13 protein-coding genes and 1 pseudogene are annotated in these 16955 nt (G+C 41.2%); 10 read left to right on the plus strand and 4 right to left on the minus strand.

From position 1 onward, the window contains the following. Positions 1–38: 38 nt before the first annotated feature. Complete coding sequence (locus tag WKK05_RS25660) at positions 39–308, plus strand: YciI family protein (RefSeq protein ID WP_341525869.1); 270 nt, start codon at positions 39–41, stop codon at positions 306–308. Positions 309–570: 262 nt separating this feature from the next. Then, positions 571–975, plus strand: a complete 405-nt coding sequence (locus tag WKK05_RS25665; RefSeq protein WP_341525870.1) for a hypothetical protein — start codon at positions 571–573, stop codon at positions 973–975. 255 nt (positions 976–1230) lie between these two features. Here the strand turns inward: WKK05_RS25665 and WKK05_RS25670 are convergent, their stop codons facing one another. After that, complete coding sequence (locus WKK05_RS25670) at positions 1231–1422, minus strand: hypothetical protein (RefSeq protein WP_341525871.1); 192 nt, start codon at positions 1420–1422, stop codon at positions 1231–1233. 790 nt (positions 1423–2212) lie between these two features. On the opposite strand from WKK05_RS25670, the gene WKK05_RS25675 reads away from it, so the two are divergent. Continuing rightward, positions 2213–4741 (plus strand): mannose-1-phosphate guanyltransferase, encoded by a 2529-nt coding sequence (locus WKK05_RS25675; protein WP_341525872.1) that lies wholly within the window; start codon positions 2213–2215, stop codon positions 4739–4741. 52 nt (positions 4742–4793) lie between these two features. Here WKK05_RS25675 and WKK05_RS25680 read toward each other — a convergent pair whose 3' ends face one another. Together WKK05_RS25680 and WKK05_RS25685 are read right to left on the minus strand one after the other, a co-directional pair. After that, complete coding sequence (locus tag WKK05_RS25680) at positions 4794–5510, minus strand: Uma2 family endonuclease (protein WP_341525873.1); 717 nt, start codon at positions 5508–5510, stop codon at positions 4794–4796. 104 nt (positions 5511–5614) lie between these two features. Next, complete coding sequence (locus tag WKK05_RS25685) at positions 5615–6940, minus strand: ABC transporter ATP-binding protein (RefSeq protein ID WP_341525874.1); 1326 nt, start codon at positions 6938–6940, stop codon at positions 5615–5617. A gap of 223 nt (positions 6941–7163) precedes the next feature. Here WKK05_RS25685 and WKK05_RS25690 point away from each other — a divergent pair, with 223 nt between their 5' ends. The 4 genes from WKK05_RS25690 (at position 7164) to WKK05_RS25705 (ending at position 10789) form a co-directional block, all read left to right on the plus strand. Continuing rightward, positions 7164–8420, plus strand: coding sequence for an FAD-dependent oxidoreductase (locus WKK05_RS25690; RefSeq protein ID WP_341525875.1), 1257 nt, complete (start codon positions 7164–7166; stop codon positions 8418–8420). 107 nt (positions 8421–8527) lie between these two features. Continuing rightward, entirely contained in the window at positions 8528–8656 is a 129-nt protein-coding gene (locus WKK05_RS25695) for a hypothetical protein (protein WP_341525876.1), read from the plus strand. 144 nt (positions 8657–8800) lie between these two features. Then, complete coding sequence (locus tag WKK05_RS25700) at positions 8801–9376, plus strand: single-stranded DNA-binding protein (RefSeq protein ID WP_341525877.1); 576 nt, start codon at positions 8801–8803, stop codon at positions 9374–9376. A 204-nt stretch (positions 9377–9580) separates the two neighbouring features. After that, the gene (locus tag WKK05_RS25705; RefSeq protein WP_341525878.1) at positions 9581–10789 is read left to right on the plus strand and encodes an SUMF1/EgtB/PvdO family nonheme iron enzyme; all 1209 of its coding nucleotides are present in this window, start codon (positions 9581–9583) and stop codon (positions 10787–10789) included. A 15-nt stretch (positions 10790–10804) separates the two neighbouring features. On the opposite strand, the gene WKK05_RS25710 is transcribed toward WKK05_RS25705, so the two are convergent. Then, positions 10805–13879: an AAA domain-containing protein gene (locus WKK05_RS25710; protein ID WP_341525879.1), complete on the minus strand. Its 3075-nt coding sequence runs from the start codon at positions 13877–13879 to the stop codon at positions 10805–10807. A 494-nt stretch (positions 13880–14373) separates the two neighbouring features. On the opposite strand from WKK05_RS25710, the pseudogene WKK05_RS25715 reads away from it, so the two are divergent. The 3 genes and pseudogenes from WKK05_RS25715 to WKK05_RS25725 all read left to right on the plus strand — a co-directional run. Continuing rightward, positions 14374–15669: pseudogene (locus tag WKK05_RS25715) on the plus strand (IS4 family transposase); the annotation flags it as partial. 435 nt (positions 15670–16104) lie between these two features. Next, entirely contained in the window at positions 16105–16383 is a 279-nt protein-coding gene (locus tag WKK05_RS25720) for a hypothetical protein (RefSeq protein ID WP_341525880.1), read from the plus strand. A gap of 3 nt (positions 16384–16386) precedes the next feature. Beyond that, a complete protein-coding gene (locus WKK05_RS25725; RefSeq protein WP_341525881.1) occupies positions 16387–16851 on the plus strand; it encodes an HNH endonuclease signature motif containing protein in 465 nt (154 codons plus the stop codon). Positions 16852–16955: the final 104 nt, after the last annotated feature.

The raw sequence follows: 16955 nt of genomic DNA on the forward strand, positions 1-16955 counted from the left end.
CTCTCATATAAATTTTTTGAATTTTGAATTGGTGAATCATGCCTAAATATGTTGTCTGGGGAACTTACTGCGAAGATGTTCTGGAAAAACGCACTCCTTACCGTCAAGCTCATTTAGATGGATTAGCAAAACAAAAAGAATCTGGTGTGCTGATTACTATCGGCCCTACCAAAGATGTCACAAAAGTTTTTGGCATTTACGAAGCCGAAGACGAAGCCACTGTGCGCAATTTGATTGAAAATGACCCCTATTGGAAAAATGGCATCTGGACTGAATATTTTGTCAAAGAGTGGATTCAGGCTATTTAAAAAAATTGGGAATTGGGGTATTTGCTATCAAAAAGAATTCTGTACACAGTCCCTAAATTCCACTAAATCAGTAAAACTTATCAGTCTAGAGATTCCAAAATTCATGCCATTAGGTGAGGCGATCGCAGTTTGATTAGTGACATCATAGATAAAGTTATCAAACAAAAACTGTTGCTGTTGTCTAAACTAAAAATCAAATCATTTACGACTGCAACAACTTTGGTTTTTCTCCAAGTGTTTGATTTTTTGAGAAGGTACAATTATGAATCGAATCCTGAAACGCGCACTTCTACCCGGACTAATGGCTGCAAGTTTAGCCAGTGCCACCTTAGTTCCTGCTAAACCGGCTGCTGCCGATGACCGAATCTTAGAAGATATAGGTATTGGGGCTGCTACAGGTGTAGTAACAGGAGTTGTTACAGGCAATACTAATGTATTAAGAAACGCTGTTAAAGGTGGTGCTGCGGGCGCAGCCGTCAATGGAGTCAATGGTACTAGAAGTAGATACCATCAAAAACACCGTAACGCAGCACAAGATGTCGGAGTTGGTGCAGCAGCTAGTACAATAACTGGCGCAGCAACCCGCGGTGGCAGAGTTACAGCTAACGATGCGATAACTGGTGCAGCTGTTGGTGGAGCTATTCACCTCATCAGAAACGGCAAATAATTTGTCACAAGAGCAACAACTAGGAAAATTTCCGGCTCAATAAAAAGCTAGAGGGCTTAGAGAGAAGAGTTGCTCCTTTTCTCCTCTAGCTTATTTACTCGCCCTAATCCAGTTAGGATTGCTAAATTTACCTGTCAAAATTCCCCCCTAACCTTCCTCAAACAGCAAGGTTAGGGGGGAATCAAATATTAAGCGCTCCCTACAAAGATATATCAACTCATCAGAATTTGATGACTGTAAACTTAATAGTAATTTCTACCCCTTCAAAGCCTTTCTAAAGTTTCGGCGATAGGATTGATTAGTAATAAACAAGGCAGGCCATAATAAAGATAAACCAATACGATTGGGTAAACTTGGATTAAAATTAGTCCGCTCAAATCCTTTCCAAAACTTCCAAACGCCACCTATGTAGACGACAATCAAGCCAAAAACAAGTAATTTAATCATTCCCATTAACTCCCTTAATAACTGAGAGAATTTAAGTTAAGTTTTCTCACGCTAAGTAAATACTTTATAGCCTAGACTGAGAAGGTATGACCGTCGCTTTGTCAACTAAGTTCAGCAGCCCACCCACCGCGAGGAGCTAACGCTTCTTTTAAGACCCAGGCGAACGCCGTAAGTCGGGTAAAAAACTTCTCCGGAAGCGAATTGTCTCCAACTCTGTTCAAAATCCAAAAATTTTGAATTTTCCTAAAGGGGGTTGAATAAACCCTTAAATCTTCGACATTTGAGTTAATTGACAATACATTCTCTTATTCCAGTGTAGAACAGCCTTATACATCGTAGCTAGAACTCCTGCGTTCCAATTCAAAAAACTTATATAGTGAGCTTTTCAGTCATTTTGAATGGTTGATCCATTTATGTTACGCCATGCTGTACTAGCTCGATGAGTAGCTATACTTAATTTCTTCTAGATGCATCTTGTGGAAGTTCCTCAAATATTGACATCCATAGGAGACTAAAAGAAAGAACCAGGACTTATGCACTCAGATTCCCCAAACTCCTTTTTAAGGGGAGCCAGTGCGCTAGAAGTTTCCCCATAAACGACTGGCGTCCGGCTCTGCTGACTTGTACCCCTCCAAGGAAGCAAGCTACACCTTGGTCTCTGACAGGAGAAGCAACTGGCGTGGGCTTGGGGAAATCAAAGTTTCAGGCTTGAGTGCGTAAGTCCTAAAAATAACAAAACCTATTTCACAGTTCTTGACGCAGCGAATGCTGCAATTGCTAAGGAGGATTTATGCGTGCAGTGCTGATGGCAGGTGGTTCAGGAACACGGCTTCGCCCGTTAACTTGCGATCTGCCCAAACCTATGGTTCCTATTTTAAATCGACCGATCGCGGAACACATTATCAATCTCCTTAAACGGCATCAAATTACAGAAGTTATTGCGACGTTACATTATTTACCTGATGTTTTGCGAGATTACTTCCAGGATGGCAGCGATTTTGGCGTACAGATGACTTACGCGGTTGAAGAAGACCAACCCCTTGGCACAGCAGGCTGTGTAAAAAACATAGCCGAACTCCTTGATGAAACTTTTTTAGTTATAAGCGGCGATAGCATAACAGATTTTGACCTGACAGCAGCAATTGAATTTCACAAAGAAAAACAATCAAAAGCCACTTTAATTTTGACCAGAGTACCTAACCCAATTGAGTTTGGGGTAGTGATTACCGATGAGCAAACACGGATTCGACGATTTTTAGAAAAACCTTCTACTAGCGAAATTTTTTCTGATACTGTTAACACCGGCACATACATTCTCGAACCAGAAGTTTTGGAATATCTGCCAGCTAATATCGAATCCGACTTTTCCAAAGACTTGTTCCCCTTACTCCTAGCAAAAGATGAGCCAATGTACGGTTACATTGCCGAAGGTTACTGGTGCGATGTTGGCCATTTAGATGCTTATCGCGAAGCTCAGTATGATGCGTTAGCTGGTAAGGTAAAACTTGATTTTGCCTACAGAGAAGTTTCAACAGGTTTGTGGGTGGGTCAAAATACTTATATTGATCCAACAGCACATATTGAAACCCCAGCTGTAATTGGCGATAATTGCCGTATCGGGGCAAGAGTACAGATTGAGGATGGAACTGTAATTGGGGATAATGTCACCATTGGGGCTGATGCTAATCTTAAACGTCCAATTGTCTGGAATGGGGCAATTATCGGAGATGAAGCACATCTAAGCGCTTGTGTAATTTCTCGTGGTACTCGTGTAGACCGTCGCGCTCATGTGTTAGAAGCTGCTGTAGTGGGTTCGCTTTCTACGGTGGGTGAAGAAGCCCAAATTAGCCCTGGCGTACGTGTTTGGCCTAGTAAAAAGATTGAATCAGGTGCAGTTTTAAACATTAACTTGATTTGGGGTAACACAGCTCAACGCAATTTATTTGGGCAACGTGGTGTACAAGGATTAGCAAATATCGACATCACCCCAGAGTTTGCTGTGAAGTTAGGAGCCGCTTACGGTTCTACCTTGAAACCCGGCTCTAAGGTAACGGTTTCTCGTGACCAGCGTAATATCTCTCGCATGGTCACTAGGTCGTTAATTGCTGGCTTGATGTCAGTTGGTGTTGATATTCAAAATCTGGATGCCACAGCTATTCCCATCGCTCGTACAGTTATACCTACAATGTCAGTTGCTGGCGGTATCCATGTACGGGTACACCCCGATCGCCCTGATTACATCCTCGTTGAATTTATGGATGCCAAGGGCATTAATATTTCCAAAGCACTGGAAAAGAAAATTGAGGGGGCATACTTTAAAGAAGATATGCGACGGGCGCTAATTCATGAAATTGGTGATGTGGCATACCCAAGCCAAGTCATTGACCGCTACTGCACCGCTTTTGAGAAGCTGTTACACGTTGCTACTCTCAGTAACAGTCGGGCAAAAATAGTGATTGACTATGTTTATGCTGTATCTGGGGCAGTATTGCCGCAAATGTTAGATAAATTTGGTGCTGATGCGGTAGTTTTGAACGCCAGCCTGAATAAAAACGCTGTGACAACGACTGACCGAGAAGGGCTACTGACTCAATTAGGTCATGTAGTTGAGGCGTTGCAAGCTAACTTTGGCGTTCAGGTATCAGCTAATGGGGAACAGTTGATTTTAGTTGATGAATCTGGCTTCGCGATTCGTGGGGAAATGTTAACGTCTCTAATGGTGGACATGATACTAACATCTAACCCCAGAGGAACGGTAGTTGTACCAGTTCATACTTCTAGCGGCGTGGAACAAATTGCCCGCCGCCACGATGGTAAGGTGATTCGCACCAAAGCCAACCCGACAGCATTGATGGAGGCTTGCCAGAAAAATGTGAATGTGGTGTTAGGAGGTAGTGGGGACTTTGGTTTTATTTTCCCGCAACTGCATCCGGGATTTGATTCCATGTTCTGCATTGCCAAAATAATTGAGATGTTGACCATACAAGAGCGATCGCTTGCTAATGCCCGCTCAGAATTGCCCCGTGTAATTCACAAAGCGCATACAGTCCGCTGTCCTTGGACAGCCAAAGGAGCGTTGATGCGTTATTTGGTGGAAACTCACCCAGCCCAAAACCTTGAGTTAATCGATGGAGTAAAAATTTGTCAGCCCTACGATGACAGTTGGCTGTTAGTTTTACCAGATGCCAGCGAGCCACTTGTACATTTATATGCAAATAGTAATGACCGCGATTGGGTAGATGATACCTTAAGAAACTACCGCACCCGCGTTCAGTCTTTTGTCGAAAGACAACAAGAACAGCACCCTGCTGAAGTGTAAATATCAGTTTTTAGTGGTAAGTAGACAGTTGTTCTAAGATAATAACGACTGTCTACTGACCACTATTGTTTATCTTCTCTGCCAAAAGCTGTATAAAAGCTGTGTGTTCGGCTGAATTCAACCCAGCTTGCAACACTGCCAACACCTGCGTCATCTTTAGCGTTAGCAATGCGGTCACGTCTAGCCACAAACCCGGAAATACTTGACTTTGAATGACACCGTTATTGTCTGCTGTCAATGAAATGTAGTCGCCATCTTGCCAGCAAAACCAGTCTAATTTCTGGTTTATAACCTGCCAAACAATATATTCTTGTACCCCATTCCGACGGTAAACTCGTTTCTTATCGTACAAATCTTTAGTTGCACTACTTGCGGCAATCTCGACGACTAATTCGGGCGCACCTTGAATATAATCATCTTCACTGAGGTGAGACTGTCCTCCTACTGATTCTTCTAATCTTAGTAGAGCATCAGGTTGTGGCTCGTTATCCAAATCTAGGCGGACAGTGGCATTATCATTCAAGTCAACGCCAGGTTTAGCCACCCAATAGGCAGACAGCCAACCCATAATCGCAGCATGAGGCTGAGCATGACTTCTAGAACGGACGGGGGACGCCACGTAAACAACTCCTTCTATAAGTTCTGCTTTCTTAAGATATGGCATGGCTGTATAACGACGCTCGAATTCGTAGCGCGTCAGGCGATCGCCACTTTCTAATGGAGGGATGCGTTCGCTTTTGTTAAAGCCGTGTTCTACCTTTGCTGTCATTACCCAAAATTCGAGGTATGAAGGAGTTGTAGCCTGAATCTAACATAATCAAGGAGTGGGGGCATTAGATATCGTCTCCTTCGGATGCTCCTTGCTTTTAAAATCTAAGGTGCGTGCGTAAGTCTCAAATTCTGAGGAAAGATCGCTAACTCAGTTTCAGGGTCAAAAAAGTGAATTCTATCTGGAGTTAACGATAACCATAGTTGCTCACCAACACTTACTAATCGGTCTGGTGGGACTCGCACTTGCAAGTAATTACCTGTACGGGCAAATTCCGAGCCAACTTCGCCAAGTCTGGCGGCAATAAAACTATCGTTACCAAGGTTCTCTACCGTGTCCACTTGCACTGGTAAATTTTTGGTGGCTGGCGCACTCAAGCTTAAGTGTTCTGGACGAATACCTAAAATTAGGGTTTGCCGATCATATTTTTGCAATGCACTTCCCCAGGCTTCTGGTAGTGTGAAACGGAACTGGGAATGAGTAATTAACAGTGGCGCATGAAACTCCACGGGAATAAAATTCATCGGTGGTGAGCCAATAAATTCTGCAACAAAACGATTAGCCGGACGGTTGTACAGTTCTAAAGGCGCAGCAACTTGCTGAATCTTACCCTCAGACATAATTGCGATGCGATCGCCCATTGTCATTGCCTCTGTTTGGTCGTGGGTGACGTAAATTGTCGTTGTCCCTAAATGCCGTTGCAATTTGACAATTTGAGCGCGGGTTTCCGCCCTCAGTTTGGCATCTAAATTAGAAAGCGGCTCATCCATTAAAAATACCTGCGGATTGCGTGCGATCGCTCTTCCTAATGCAACTCTTTGTCTTTGCCCGCCAGATAATTGTTTAGGTAAGCGATTCAGCAGCGTTTCAATTTGTAACAATTGAGCAACACTACGCACCTGCTCATTCACCGTCCGCTCTGTATCAGAGATATAACGGAGTCCTTTAGGTAACTTTCTTGTCAGCCCCACCAGGAGATTATTAAACAGCTCCCCTTGCCCCCTGCTCCCTGCTCCCTCTCCCCCGCCTCCCCCACGGCGGCGTAACCCAAAGGCGATGTTGTCGTACACCGTCATGTGCGGATAGAGAGCGTAATTTTGAAACACCATTGCGATGTCTCTCTCTTTAGGGGGTAAGTCATTTACCAAGCGATCGCCCACCCAGATATTGCCACCAGTCATCGTTTCCAAGCCAGCAATTAAGCGCAGTAGCGTGCTTTTACCACAGCCAGAAGGCCCCACTAGCACCATAAATTCCCCATCTGGGATCGTGAGATTAATCCGCCGCAAGACATTAACAGTTCCTGCTTGCTCTCGCGCTGCATCAGTTTTCTCACCATAATTGAGTGAGGGTTGGGTTTGTAAAGCAATATTTTCCCCTTTACGCGGGGGAAAACTTTTATAAACGTTTTCTAAAAGAACTTGCGCCACGATTTTAATTAAGAGTCAAGGATCAAGGGTCAAGAGTCAAGGGTCAAGAGTCAAAATAAGTTACTCTGGGCTTTGGACTCTGGACTTTGGACTCTGGACTCCGCAAAGCGGAAGGTTTAGCGCCCATAATACACGTTCCCTGTGAATACGAAAAGTTAAAAAAACAGCTTTTGCTATCAAAAACACACTACCTTTGATTCTAGGGCTGTTAGAAGGTGTTGTTATGACTACCTATGTACCCGCAAATCCTTCCGAAGATGCGATTGCTAATCCTGCCCATGATATTGTAGACGCACAAACTACAGATTGTTGCATTGTGGGTGGTGGCCCAGCTGGGGCTGTTCTAGCTTTGCTACTAGCGCGTCAAGGTATTCCAGTAATCCTATTAGAAGCACATAAGGACTTTGACCGCGATTTTCGGGGTGACACAATTCACCCATCGGTGATGCAAATTATGGAGGAATTGGGCTTGGCTGAACGCTTGCTACAGCTTCCCCATGCCAAGATGCGTCAAATTCGGGTTAAAACTCCTCAAAATACTGTTACATTAGCAGATTTTAGTCACCTGAAAACGCGCTACCCCTACATCGCAATGCTTCCCCAGGTGAAATTCCTGGAGTTCATTACCCAAGAAGCGCAAAAATATCCAACTTTTCAGCTGGTGATGGGTGCAAATGTGCAGGAACTAATTGAGGAAAATGGGGTAATTCAAGGTGTCCGCTATCGAGGAGGAGGAGGCTGGCACGAAATCCGGGCAGTACTGACAGTTGGCGCAGACGGACGCCATTCACGATTACGACACTTGGGTGGTTTCGAGTCAATTGAAACTTCGCCGCCGATGGATATCCTGTGGTTTCGCCTACCGCGGCAACCAGAAGACGCTGAGGGTGGTATGGGGCGAATCGGTCAAGGTCATATTGTGGTTATGCTTGACCGTGGTGAAGAATGGCAAATGGGCTATGTTATCCCCAAAGGAGGTTATCAGCAACTGCGATCGGCTGGTTTAGAGAAATTAAGAGAATCTATTGTTGATGTAGTCCCAGAATTAAGCAGTCGCATCCACAAACTACATGATTGGTCACAGGTAGCCTTTCTCTCAGTGGAATCCAGCCGCGTCAAACACTGGTATCGTCCGGGATTGTTACTCATCGGTGACGCTGCTCATATAATGTCCCCTGTGGGTGGCGTGGGCATTAACTACGCAATTCAAGATGCTGTCGTGGCGGCAAATGTACTTAGCCAACCGCTGAAGAACCGACAAGTAGAACTCAGTGATTTAGCAAAAGTACAGCGTCAGCGGGAGTTGCCTACACGTATCATTCAGGCATTTCAGACTTTGATCCAAAAGCAAATATTCACCCCGATTCTCACCTCAAACCGCACCTTTCAACCACCTTTTTTCTTGCGCTTGCCCATCTTGCGGGACTTTCCAGCACGGTTAATTGCTTTGGGTGTGTTTCCAGTTCATGTGCAAACGTAAACGTAGAGACGTTGCAATGCAACGTCTCTACACAGGTTGTTGGCGATGCTAATTATCTTCTGTGTGATGGAAATTTTTCCTTTAGGATTAGTCTTTATCTATGATTAATGGTACAATTATACTACTCTCATGCAGAATTCAATGCTCATTCCAGTCAGGCGGAGGTGATGAACAGTATCTCGGATGCTGTTCAAAGCGATCGCTTGGCTTTTATGCTAAAACTGAGTCAAAATTAAAAGTTTATCTAAGGAATTGGTTGCGGAAATATTAAAAAATGCAAACAATTCAACATATTTAGGTATTGATTGGCGCTACATATAAAAACCGCCTCTTTTCTACCCTTTCGCTAACAGCACTTTTTCCAGTCAGGAGGAATTTTCATGAACAGCTGCGTTTTGTTGGCGGAAATTATACAAGAGCCGCAACTACGCTATACAGCCGATAACCTGGGAGTCACGGAAATGCTGGTGCAGTTTCCCAATAGCCAACGCCTAGAAGATCCGCCAGCCACGTTGAAAGTCGTAGGTTGGGGGAATTTAGCCACAGAAATACAGCAAAACTATCACCAAGGCGATCGCGTCATCTTAGTAGGACGCTTAAGCATGAATACTGTTGATCGTCCAGAAGGCTTTAAAGAAAAACGTGCTGAATTGACAGTACAACAAATTCAGCCTGTAGGTGGTAGTTTCGATACTGATCCATTATCCTCGGCAAGCATAACTCCATCATTCACAGAAACTACCCCACGACAGCCATCCTCACCACCTGTATCTTCCCCCGGGAAAGACGCTCCTAGTTACGATTCACCGCGTCCAGCAGCTACTCCAGTTACAACTAATGTTGGCGTCATTCCCCAGGTTACAAACCCTGAACCCATACCCCAACCAACATACGAGCGAACTACTTATGCCCCAGTAAAACAGGAAGAGCCAGATCCAGATGATATTCCCTTTTAAAGTTGGTAGTCTCGTGTGTATTCAATTTGCTCACCATACTTAGCTACAAGCATTACGATTAGACATTTTCCCAAGTAGCCATCCTTCAGGATGTGCTATTTTTTTGTCTGTAAGCGCTTATACCGTTTTCAAAAATATTTGTAACATATCAATCGGCTGTACGCTCCCACTTTTTTTGATAAGCATTTACACACCTCATAGTAAATGAATACACCTGACAAATTAATTGCCATATTTGACCGTATCCGCGATGGTATTCAAGATGAGAGGGATATTTTACTACTAAGACAATGGTTGCAAAATAACAACAGTCAAAATGTTTTACAAGTAGGTAACAATATTATCAATATTGCTGACGGTAAGGATATTCATATTGGCGATCGCACTTACTATAGTACAGATGCTGAGAGTATCAAGGCTATTATTCGAGAAGTATTAACATTCATTCAGAGTATTAGTCTAGAAAAGTCGAATCAGCAAAATTCTCAAAGTTTTATTCCAGCTAATTTGTTAGCTCAAATCACCAATGAAAATGTATTAAAAACAAGTAATTCACAAACGCCAAAACTTTCCGCTCTATCCATACCAACTATTACAAAGTTCGAGTTTGAAGTCGTAAATATAGATGCTCAAGGGATAGAAGTAAAGCGTTGTTTGAAACAGGCTGAGTATTTTATAGAAAATCTAGCAGATGGCGTTGTACTGAAAATGGTTTCCATTGCTGGTGGAAAATTTCAAATGGGCGCACCTTTAGATGAATATGAATCGCTTGAAGATGAACGTCCCCAGCACATAGTCACTGTAAAACCATTTTTTATGGGTAAATATCCTATTACTCAAGCACAGTGGAGGGTTATTGCAAAGCTTCCAAAAATCAAACGTCGCCTTGAGATAGAGCCATCCTGTTTTAAGGGAGATAACTTACCAGTAGAAAGAGTTTCTTGGTATGATGCAGATGAGTTTTGTGAACGACTTTCACAAGAAACGGGGAGAAAATATCGTTTACCTAGCGAAGCTGAATGGGAATATGCTTGTCGCGCCCGAACATCAACTCCATTTCATTTTGGCAAAATAATTACTACGAATTTAGTAAATTACTCTGGACAAGATGAAAATACTAATAGTATTTATCACCAGCAGACAAGAGAGGTAGGAAGTTTTCCAGCTAATGCGTTTGGGATACATGATATGCACGGGTTAGTCTGGGAGTGGTGTGCTGATTCTGAACATGAAGACTATCAAGGCGCGCCATTAGATGGTAGTTCTTGGCTGAGTGATGGGAATTCAAAATATAGAGTTTTGCGGGGAGGTTCCTGGGATTCTCCTCGTCGTTTGTGCCGTTCTGCATCTCGCTTTTCTGAAGATGCGACTGTCACTGATAAAATATTTGGTTTTCGTGTTGTCTGTACTTGATAGAAAGTTAGTTAATTATTGTATAATTAATTGAAAAATCCTCGCTTTTATATCTTCAATAAACAAGGAATCAGAAAGTTGTATACTTGTCTCTCGACGGATTTGCACCTTGGAATTTATCGATGATCTACTGCACTGTTTTCTGTAAGGATGAGACAGCCAGTTCCAACTTCCTAAAACAGCAAATTTAGTGTCACAGACCAAGATTTTTTCATTTGTTCCTCTACTTTCTATATATATTTTCTTACCTAAACAATTTAAACTTGAACCTGGATACTGAGAAAATAGTTTCTCCAAATCTTGCTCAATGTGAGCATCATTATTATCATTTTCTTCGCTACCTTTGTTACCGTAAATTACTGTAACTTTAACTCCTTTTTCTAAAGCTAAAACAATATCATTCACAAACCGCTTTGATTCACGATCCCGAATCCAAGGTGTGACAATTGTTAATTCCTCTTCAGCTTGCTCAATAGCCTCTCTAAAAACTTTTAGATGGTCACAATCGTAAATTAGATTAGCTCCAGCCTGGGGTTTAGGAATCTCAGCTTCAGATTTGTATTCTAAAATATCTCCATACTCGCGAATGTGTTCTACAAGCTGACGAGTAAGCTTACCTTTTTCTAATCTGTGAAGATTCCCAACTAAAATAAAGAGTTCTTTTGCTCTGGAGACAGCAACATTCAGAAGGTTTGGGCGTTTGTTAATCCAGTTAACATTGTCTTGTATGCCGCACACCTTTGTAGATAAGATAATTACCTTTTTCTCAGAACCTTGAAAAGTGTGAATTGTCCCAACAGATTTTGAATCTAATCCTAAAAATTTTTGAGTGAGTCGCTCTCTCAATGCACTAGCATGAAGGTTAAAGGGTGAAATAATACCAATGTCTTGTAATAAGTAACCTTGCTTTTGCAAGTGTTGGATTACATCACTTACAGCAAGGATTTCTTCCTCATTAACATTACGGCTAATATTTCCTTCAACATGGTAAGCAACTAAGTGTGAGTTTAATAAAGAAGTAACTGGTGTTGTTTTTACCTCTAACTGATAGTTAGCAATAGTTTTGCAATACTCGACTATGCTGGGTTGACAGCGGTAATGCTCAATTAAACAAATTCCTTCACCTTGATTATTATCTTCTCCACTTGCTCCAGCGGCGCGATGATAAGTAGTAGCGTTATATTCTTCCTCTGGACTGTAACGGTGGTAATCAATTTCACTTAATCCTCTGTCAAGAAACGCTGTTTGGCGATAATTATCGCGTCTCTGGTTACTGAGAGTGATTACAGGCTCAATTTGTAAGGGGTCACCTACAATAATAGCTTTGCGTGATCGCACTAACAACGGAAAAGCCTTATGCAAATCAATCATTCCCGCTTCATCTACAATTGTGCGGTCAACACACTCCTCAATCCAAGGAAGTATATTTCTGATTGAAAGCAATGTACTAGTAATAACAGGAAAAAATAAGCTCACATTTTTTATATGCTCGTTTAGTTTTTCTGCCATCTTATATTTATCTTTCCAATTACCAGCAAGCACATTTGAGTATAGTTCTAAAGAAGCTTTAACACGACCTCTATAAGAAAGTGCTTGCTGAGTGAGAAATTTCCGTGATAACTGAAATAGCTCCTGCTGCTGATTATGAAAATTTTGATGAAAGGAAGCATAAAAATCCTCCAGTGGAGTAGCCAATCTACTTTGTAAAAAAGTTACTTCTCTACTTGTTTCATCTGTTTGTTGCTCTATACTTAGTATTTCTCCAGAAATTTTTTGTACTCTTACTTGTACATTTTTTAGTTCATCTGCTTTTGCTAACCGTTCTTTAACTAACCATGCTTGTTGAATTAAATCATTGCGAGTTTTAGGAACTTCTACACGAAAGATAGTATTTACAGTGTTTAAGATTGCTGGTTGGCAAGCTTCAGCCGTTCTTCTGAGAATCTGTTTTTCCGTTCTACCTGTCAAAAAAAGCAGTATCTTCTTCCACCAAAATATCCTTCCTTCTGGTAGCCGCATCTCGGCGGTATTAAATATAACTTCAAGTTGTCTATAAGCTTCTATTGGAAGTTTGTCATAGTCTGATAACTGTGCTGCTCGCCCTTGAAAGTTGCTTCTAGCACTTACTATTTCCTTTAAATGCTGTTGAAGTACTTGTATTTTTCCCAAATTTTGCGATAGACGTTTTTCATCTAAATTTCTTTTGCGACGTTGTTCTAAATAAGTAGACTCCTCAGTTTCTAATTCCTGTTTAATCTGTTTGATTTGCTGCTTTAGAGTATTAAAATATTCTTGATCAAAACTCTTATTTTGCAAATAGTCAAGCGCTTGCTGTAAATGTTCTAAAGCACCGCCAGCAGATTGAATATTAATTTTACTTCCACCTTTCAGATAGAGAAAATCATGTTCTAAAGATTCATCCTCTAGCCAATCATCCAACTTATCAATAACATTTTCAACTGCTTTATTATTGGTACTACTAACAACAGTTAAGTTATTAATGTCTTGCTCAGTTTCAACTAGGTGCAGTGCGCGTTGAACTACCTGTTGAGCTATGAGGTGAAGGATAAGGGTGGTTTTCCCAGAACCTGGCGGCCCTTGGACAGCCGTCATCGATTCGGTTTGAGCGTGTTTCAGTACTGTTGATTGCGAATTAGTTGGTGCATGGGTTGGGAAAGCACCCATGTAAGTAACTTCATGTTTTGGAGGCTGAGGTAAACCGAACAGATATTCATAAGCTGGATGTCTGGGCTTTATCCAATTTTTTGAGTTTGACTTGATTTCTTTGAGGTCTTGCTTGAGATTCCTAGAATATATTGCTCCTGTAAACGCAAATAAGTATGGCTGTCGTTGAATTTGGTGGCCAGAGCGAGGTATCGTAACGTGCCGCATCCACTCTTCATAAGTCTGAAATTCATGCCCAAAGGTGATTTCAAGAAATCTTCTTAGCCCATCTTGAGTAATCAACCGCTCACGTTGTTCATCATCCAATCCTAAGAATGTAGCTATGTGATCTCCTGCTTCTGTGAGCTTTAACTCCTCAAGATTCCACCCTTGTTCTTGGTACTCTCCTTTGAAGATAGATGTCACATCCAAACTAAATAGAGGACAAAAATAAGATTTTCCCTTGTCTACATCAATAATTTGTGGAAAGGATAATGCCCATGCAGTTTCCTGCTGACCTTGTTGCCCTTTAGTAATTTTCTGTTGTAGCTCTGAAAAAATGTTTGGCTCAATTAATATATGGTCACTTAATAGCTTTATACCACGCTGTTTTACCGTATCTTGATTAGCTGCTTCAATCCCATCGGTGAGAGGTTAGAATAAAGTAAATTTTGTCAATCAGTTAAAATACTCAAAAAAACTTTAATGAAAATGATAATCGTGCGTGGGGGAGGGGAAGGAGGCGAGCGACACTCGCCTCCTTCCTCTCTATTTGATTATCATTATCTATAAGTTTTTAACGGCTAAAATGTGAGGCAAAAAAGTATTGTAACGAGAGAATAAATTTTTCAAAAGTGAGTTTCATTATTATTGTAAATTCAGTAATCAAATGCGGTAATGAAAAGTGCTTGTTGACTACTATGCCCAAAGCTGCAAAACGAAACTCCGACCACGCGCAAAAGCATAATACTCCTACCATAGATAATGAAGCGATTGCGTCGCATTTAGAAGAGTTACTAACTCCAGCTATCTTTGCTCAACAAAAATACTATAAGCAGTTAGGTTTACGAGATAGAATTATCAACCTATCCTTCATGGTAGCAGCAGTATTAACTTTATTGTGGCGACAAGTTCCTGGAGTTCAAGAATTAACAAGGCTTTTAGCAAGAGAAGATTTATTGTGGTGTCGTTCTAGAATAATTGCTCAACAATCTCTTTCTGAAAGATTTTTAGTATTCCCATCTGAATTATTTGAGCGAGTATTTAAAGATTTACTACCTCAGTTACAACTTAATTGGCAACGACGGCTGAAGCGACCACTTCCTGATAGTGTTAAATTTGCACTTCTTAATTTTGAACGAATTTGGATAGCTGACGGGTCTACATTAGAAGCCTTATTCCGAAAGCTAAAAAGCCTAGAAGACTTGAAAACAGGTCAATTAGCAGGAAAGATTTGTACAGTTATTGATTTAGTCAATCGCTTACCTATTGAAGTTTGGTTTCACACTAATCCTGCTGCATCAGAAACTAACTTTGAAGCTCCATTGCTGAAACTACTACCTGCTAAAACTCTGATCTTACTTGATAGAGGTTTTTATCATTTCCACTTTTTACAACAACTCATTAACCAAGAAGTTCATTTTATTACTCGTTTAAAAGCCAAAGCATCTATTAAGTACTTAAAAATTTTCAGCTATGACCATTCAGTTAAAGACCGATTGATTCAACTTGGAACTGTTCGTCGTGGTGCACCAGTGCTTACTTTACGTTTAATAGAAATTAAGGTTGGTAAAACTAGCTATTCTTATATTACTTCTGTCCTCGACCCACAAATCTTACCTCCTTACGTTGTCGCAGATTTATATCGCCGAAGATGGAGAGTTGAAGAAGCTTTTTACGTGGTCAAGCGTTTATTGGGACTGTCATATTTATGGACTGGTTCTATTAATGGTGTGAAGTTACAAGTGTGGGCAACTTGGCTCTTTTATGCAGTATTGGTTGACTTGGGAGATGCGGTTGCAGACGAATTATCTTTGCCATTTGACCGCATTTCTTTAGAGATGATTTTTCGTGGTTTATATCATTTTAGTGTCGCCTATGATAAAGGTAAGGCGGATGACCCAATTAAGTACTTCGCTGCCAAAGAAAATCAAGATTTAGGAGTAGTTAAAGCCCTGCGAAAACCAGTCTCCAAGCTGGATTTATCGCCTTTTCCCGCACCCTCTTGACAAAAGTGCAATCACTCTAACCTCTCACTGATGCTTCAATCCTGGCGTTACTATAATCATCCAAAGCAATGTAATCGAACCACGCATTCAGAATTGCATCTACCTTGCTGGCTGGATTCAAAAGTACCTCCAGAGTATGGTGCTAGCCTTACTTTTTTATGTATTATTACTAATTTAATGTGATACTAAGGTAAATTACGCTCAATATATATTTTTTTTAGAGAAATTATACTTTGTCCTCTGATGAAGAGTGGCAAGGTAATACTGCTTTGAGTTTTAACATACCCGAATATAGCTTAAACAGAAATCACACCAATTCGTATGACTTTTGCGCTTTGATTTCGGTACATCCTCTTCTCAATTCTCCATCTTCTCATTTCAGCTACAATCAAAATTACTCATCGATTAATTTCCTGCACTGCTATGACCATTTCTCTACCACCGAAACTCAATAGCCTTCCATCAACACTACCCATTGAGGGCGCAGTTCGGATTGATTTGGAGGAAGGTATTCCAGTTTTTCGAGCATCCAGCAGCGTTCAAACTCGGATTGAAGGATTATTGACGAAACAGCAAAACACTCCACTTAGTGCAGAAGAAGAAAAAGAACTTGATTGCTACGAAGAAATTGATGATTATCTCAGCTTTGTAAATCGCACAATTCGTAATTTATCTGTTGCTCCAACTCAGAAACTATCATAAATTGTGTCTTCTCGTAGTAAGATTTCTGAATCGGTACAAAAGCAGGTACGTCAACGCGCTAATCAATTGTGTGAGTACTGTCATGCATCTGAACAATGGCAATATGTGCAGTTCACAGTAGATCATATTATACCATTGTCATTGGGTGGAACAGATAATTTAGAAAATCTGGCGTTGGCTTGCTTTCACTGCAATCATAGGAAGACAAATCGACTAACGGCAACTGATCCTGAATCTGGAGAAGAAGTCTTATTATTTAATCCGCGACAACACAGTTGGAGGGAACATTTTATTTGGTCTGCGGATGGACTATTAATTGTTGGTTTGACACCTATAGGACAAGCAACTGTTACTGCATTGATTTTAAATCGGGAACGGGTTATCAATATTCGTGCAGCTGATAAAGAAATCGGTCGGCATCCGCCAATGAAAGATCCAATTCAAACAAAAATTGATGAAAAAAAGTAGTGAATAGTGCGATCACTCCAATATCTTTGTTCTTATAGTAAGCGATCGCTTCACTGTTACTTCTGACAAATCAGAACATTTGTTATATCTCACGAGAAAAGACT

Source organism: Nostoc sp. UHCC 0302 (assembly GCF_038096175.1).
Classification (GTDB): Bacteria; Cyanobacteriota; Cyanobacteriia; order Cyanobacteriales; family Nostocaceae; genus UHCC-0302.

Excerpts from the sequence above, each read along its gene's own strand:
- WKK05_RS25660 (WP_341525869.1), top strand. The coding sequence starts at position 39 with ATGCCTAAATATGTTGTCTGGGGAACTTACTGCGAAGATGTTCTGGAA.
- WKK05_RS25665 (WP_341525870.1), top strand. The coding sequence starts at position 571 with ATGAATCGAATCCTGAAACGCGCACTTCTACCCGGACTAATGGCTGCA.
- WKK05_RS25670 (WP_341525871.1), bottom strand. The coding sequence starts at position 1,422 with ATGATTAAATTACTTGTTTTTGGCTTGATTGTCGTCTACATAGGTGGC.
- WKK05_RS25675 (WP_341525872.1), top strand. The coding sequence starts at position 2,213 with ATGCGTGCAGTGCTGATGGCAGGTGGTTCAGGAACACGGCTTCGCCCG.
- WKK05_RS25680 (WP_341525873.1), bottom strand. The coding sequence starts at position 5,510 with ATGACAGCAAAGGTAGAACACGGCTTTAACAAAAGCGAACGCATCCCT.
- WKK05_RS25690 (WP_341525875.1), top strand. The coding sequence starts at position 7,164 with ATGACTACCTATGTACCCGCAAATCCTTCCGAAGATGCGATTGCTAAT.
- WKK05_RS25695 (WP_341525876.1), top strand. The coding sequence starts at position 8,528 with ATGGTACAATTATACTACTCTCATGCAGAATTCAATGCTCATTCCAGT.
- WKK05_RS25700 (WP_341525877.1), top strand. The coding sequence starts at position 8,801 with ATGAACAGCTGCGTTTTGTTGGCGGAAATTATACAAGAGCCGCAACTA.
- WKK05_RS25705 (WP_341525878.1), top strand. The coding sequence starts at position 9,581 with ATGAATACACCTGACAAATTAATTGCCATATTTGACCGTATCCGCGAT.
- WKK05_RS25720 (WP_341525880.1), top strand. The coding sequence starts at position 16,105 with ATGACCATTTCTCTACCACCGAAACTCAATAGCCTTCCATCAACACTA.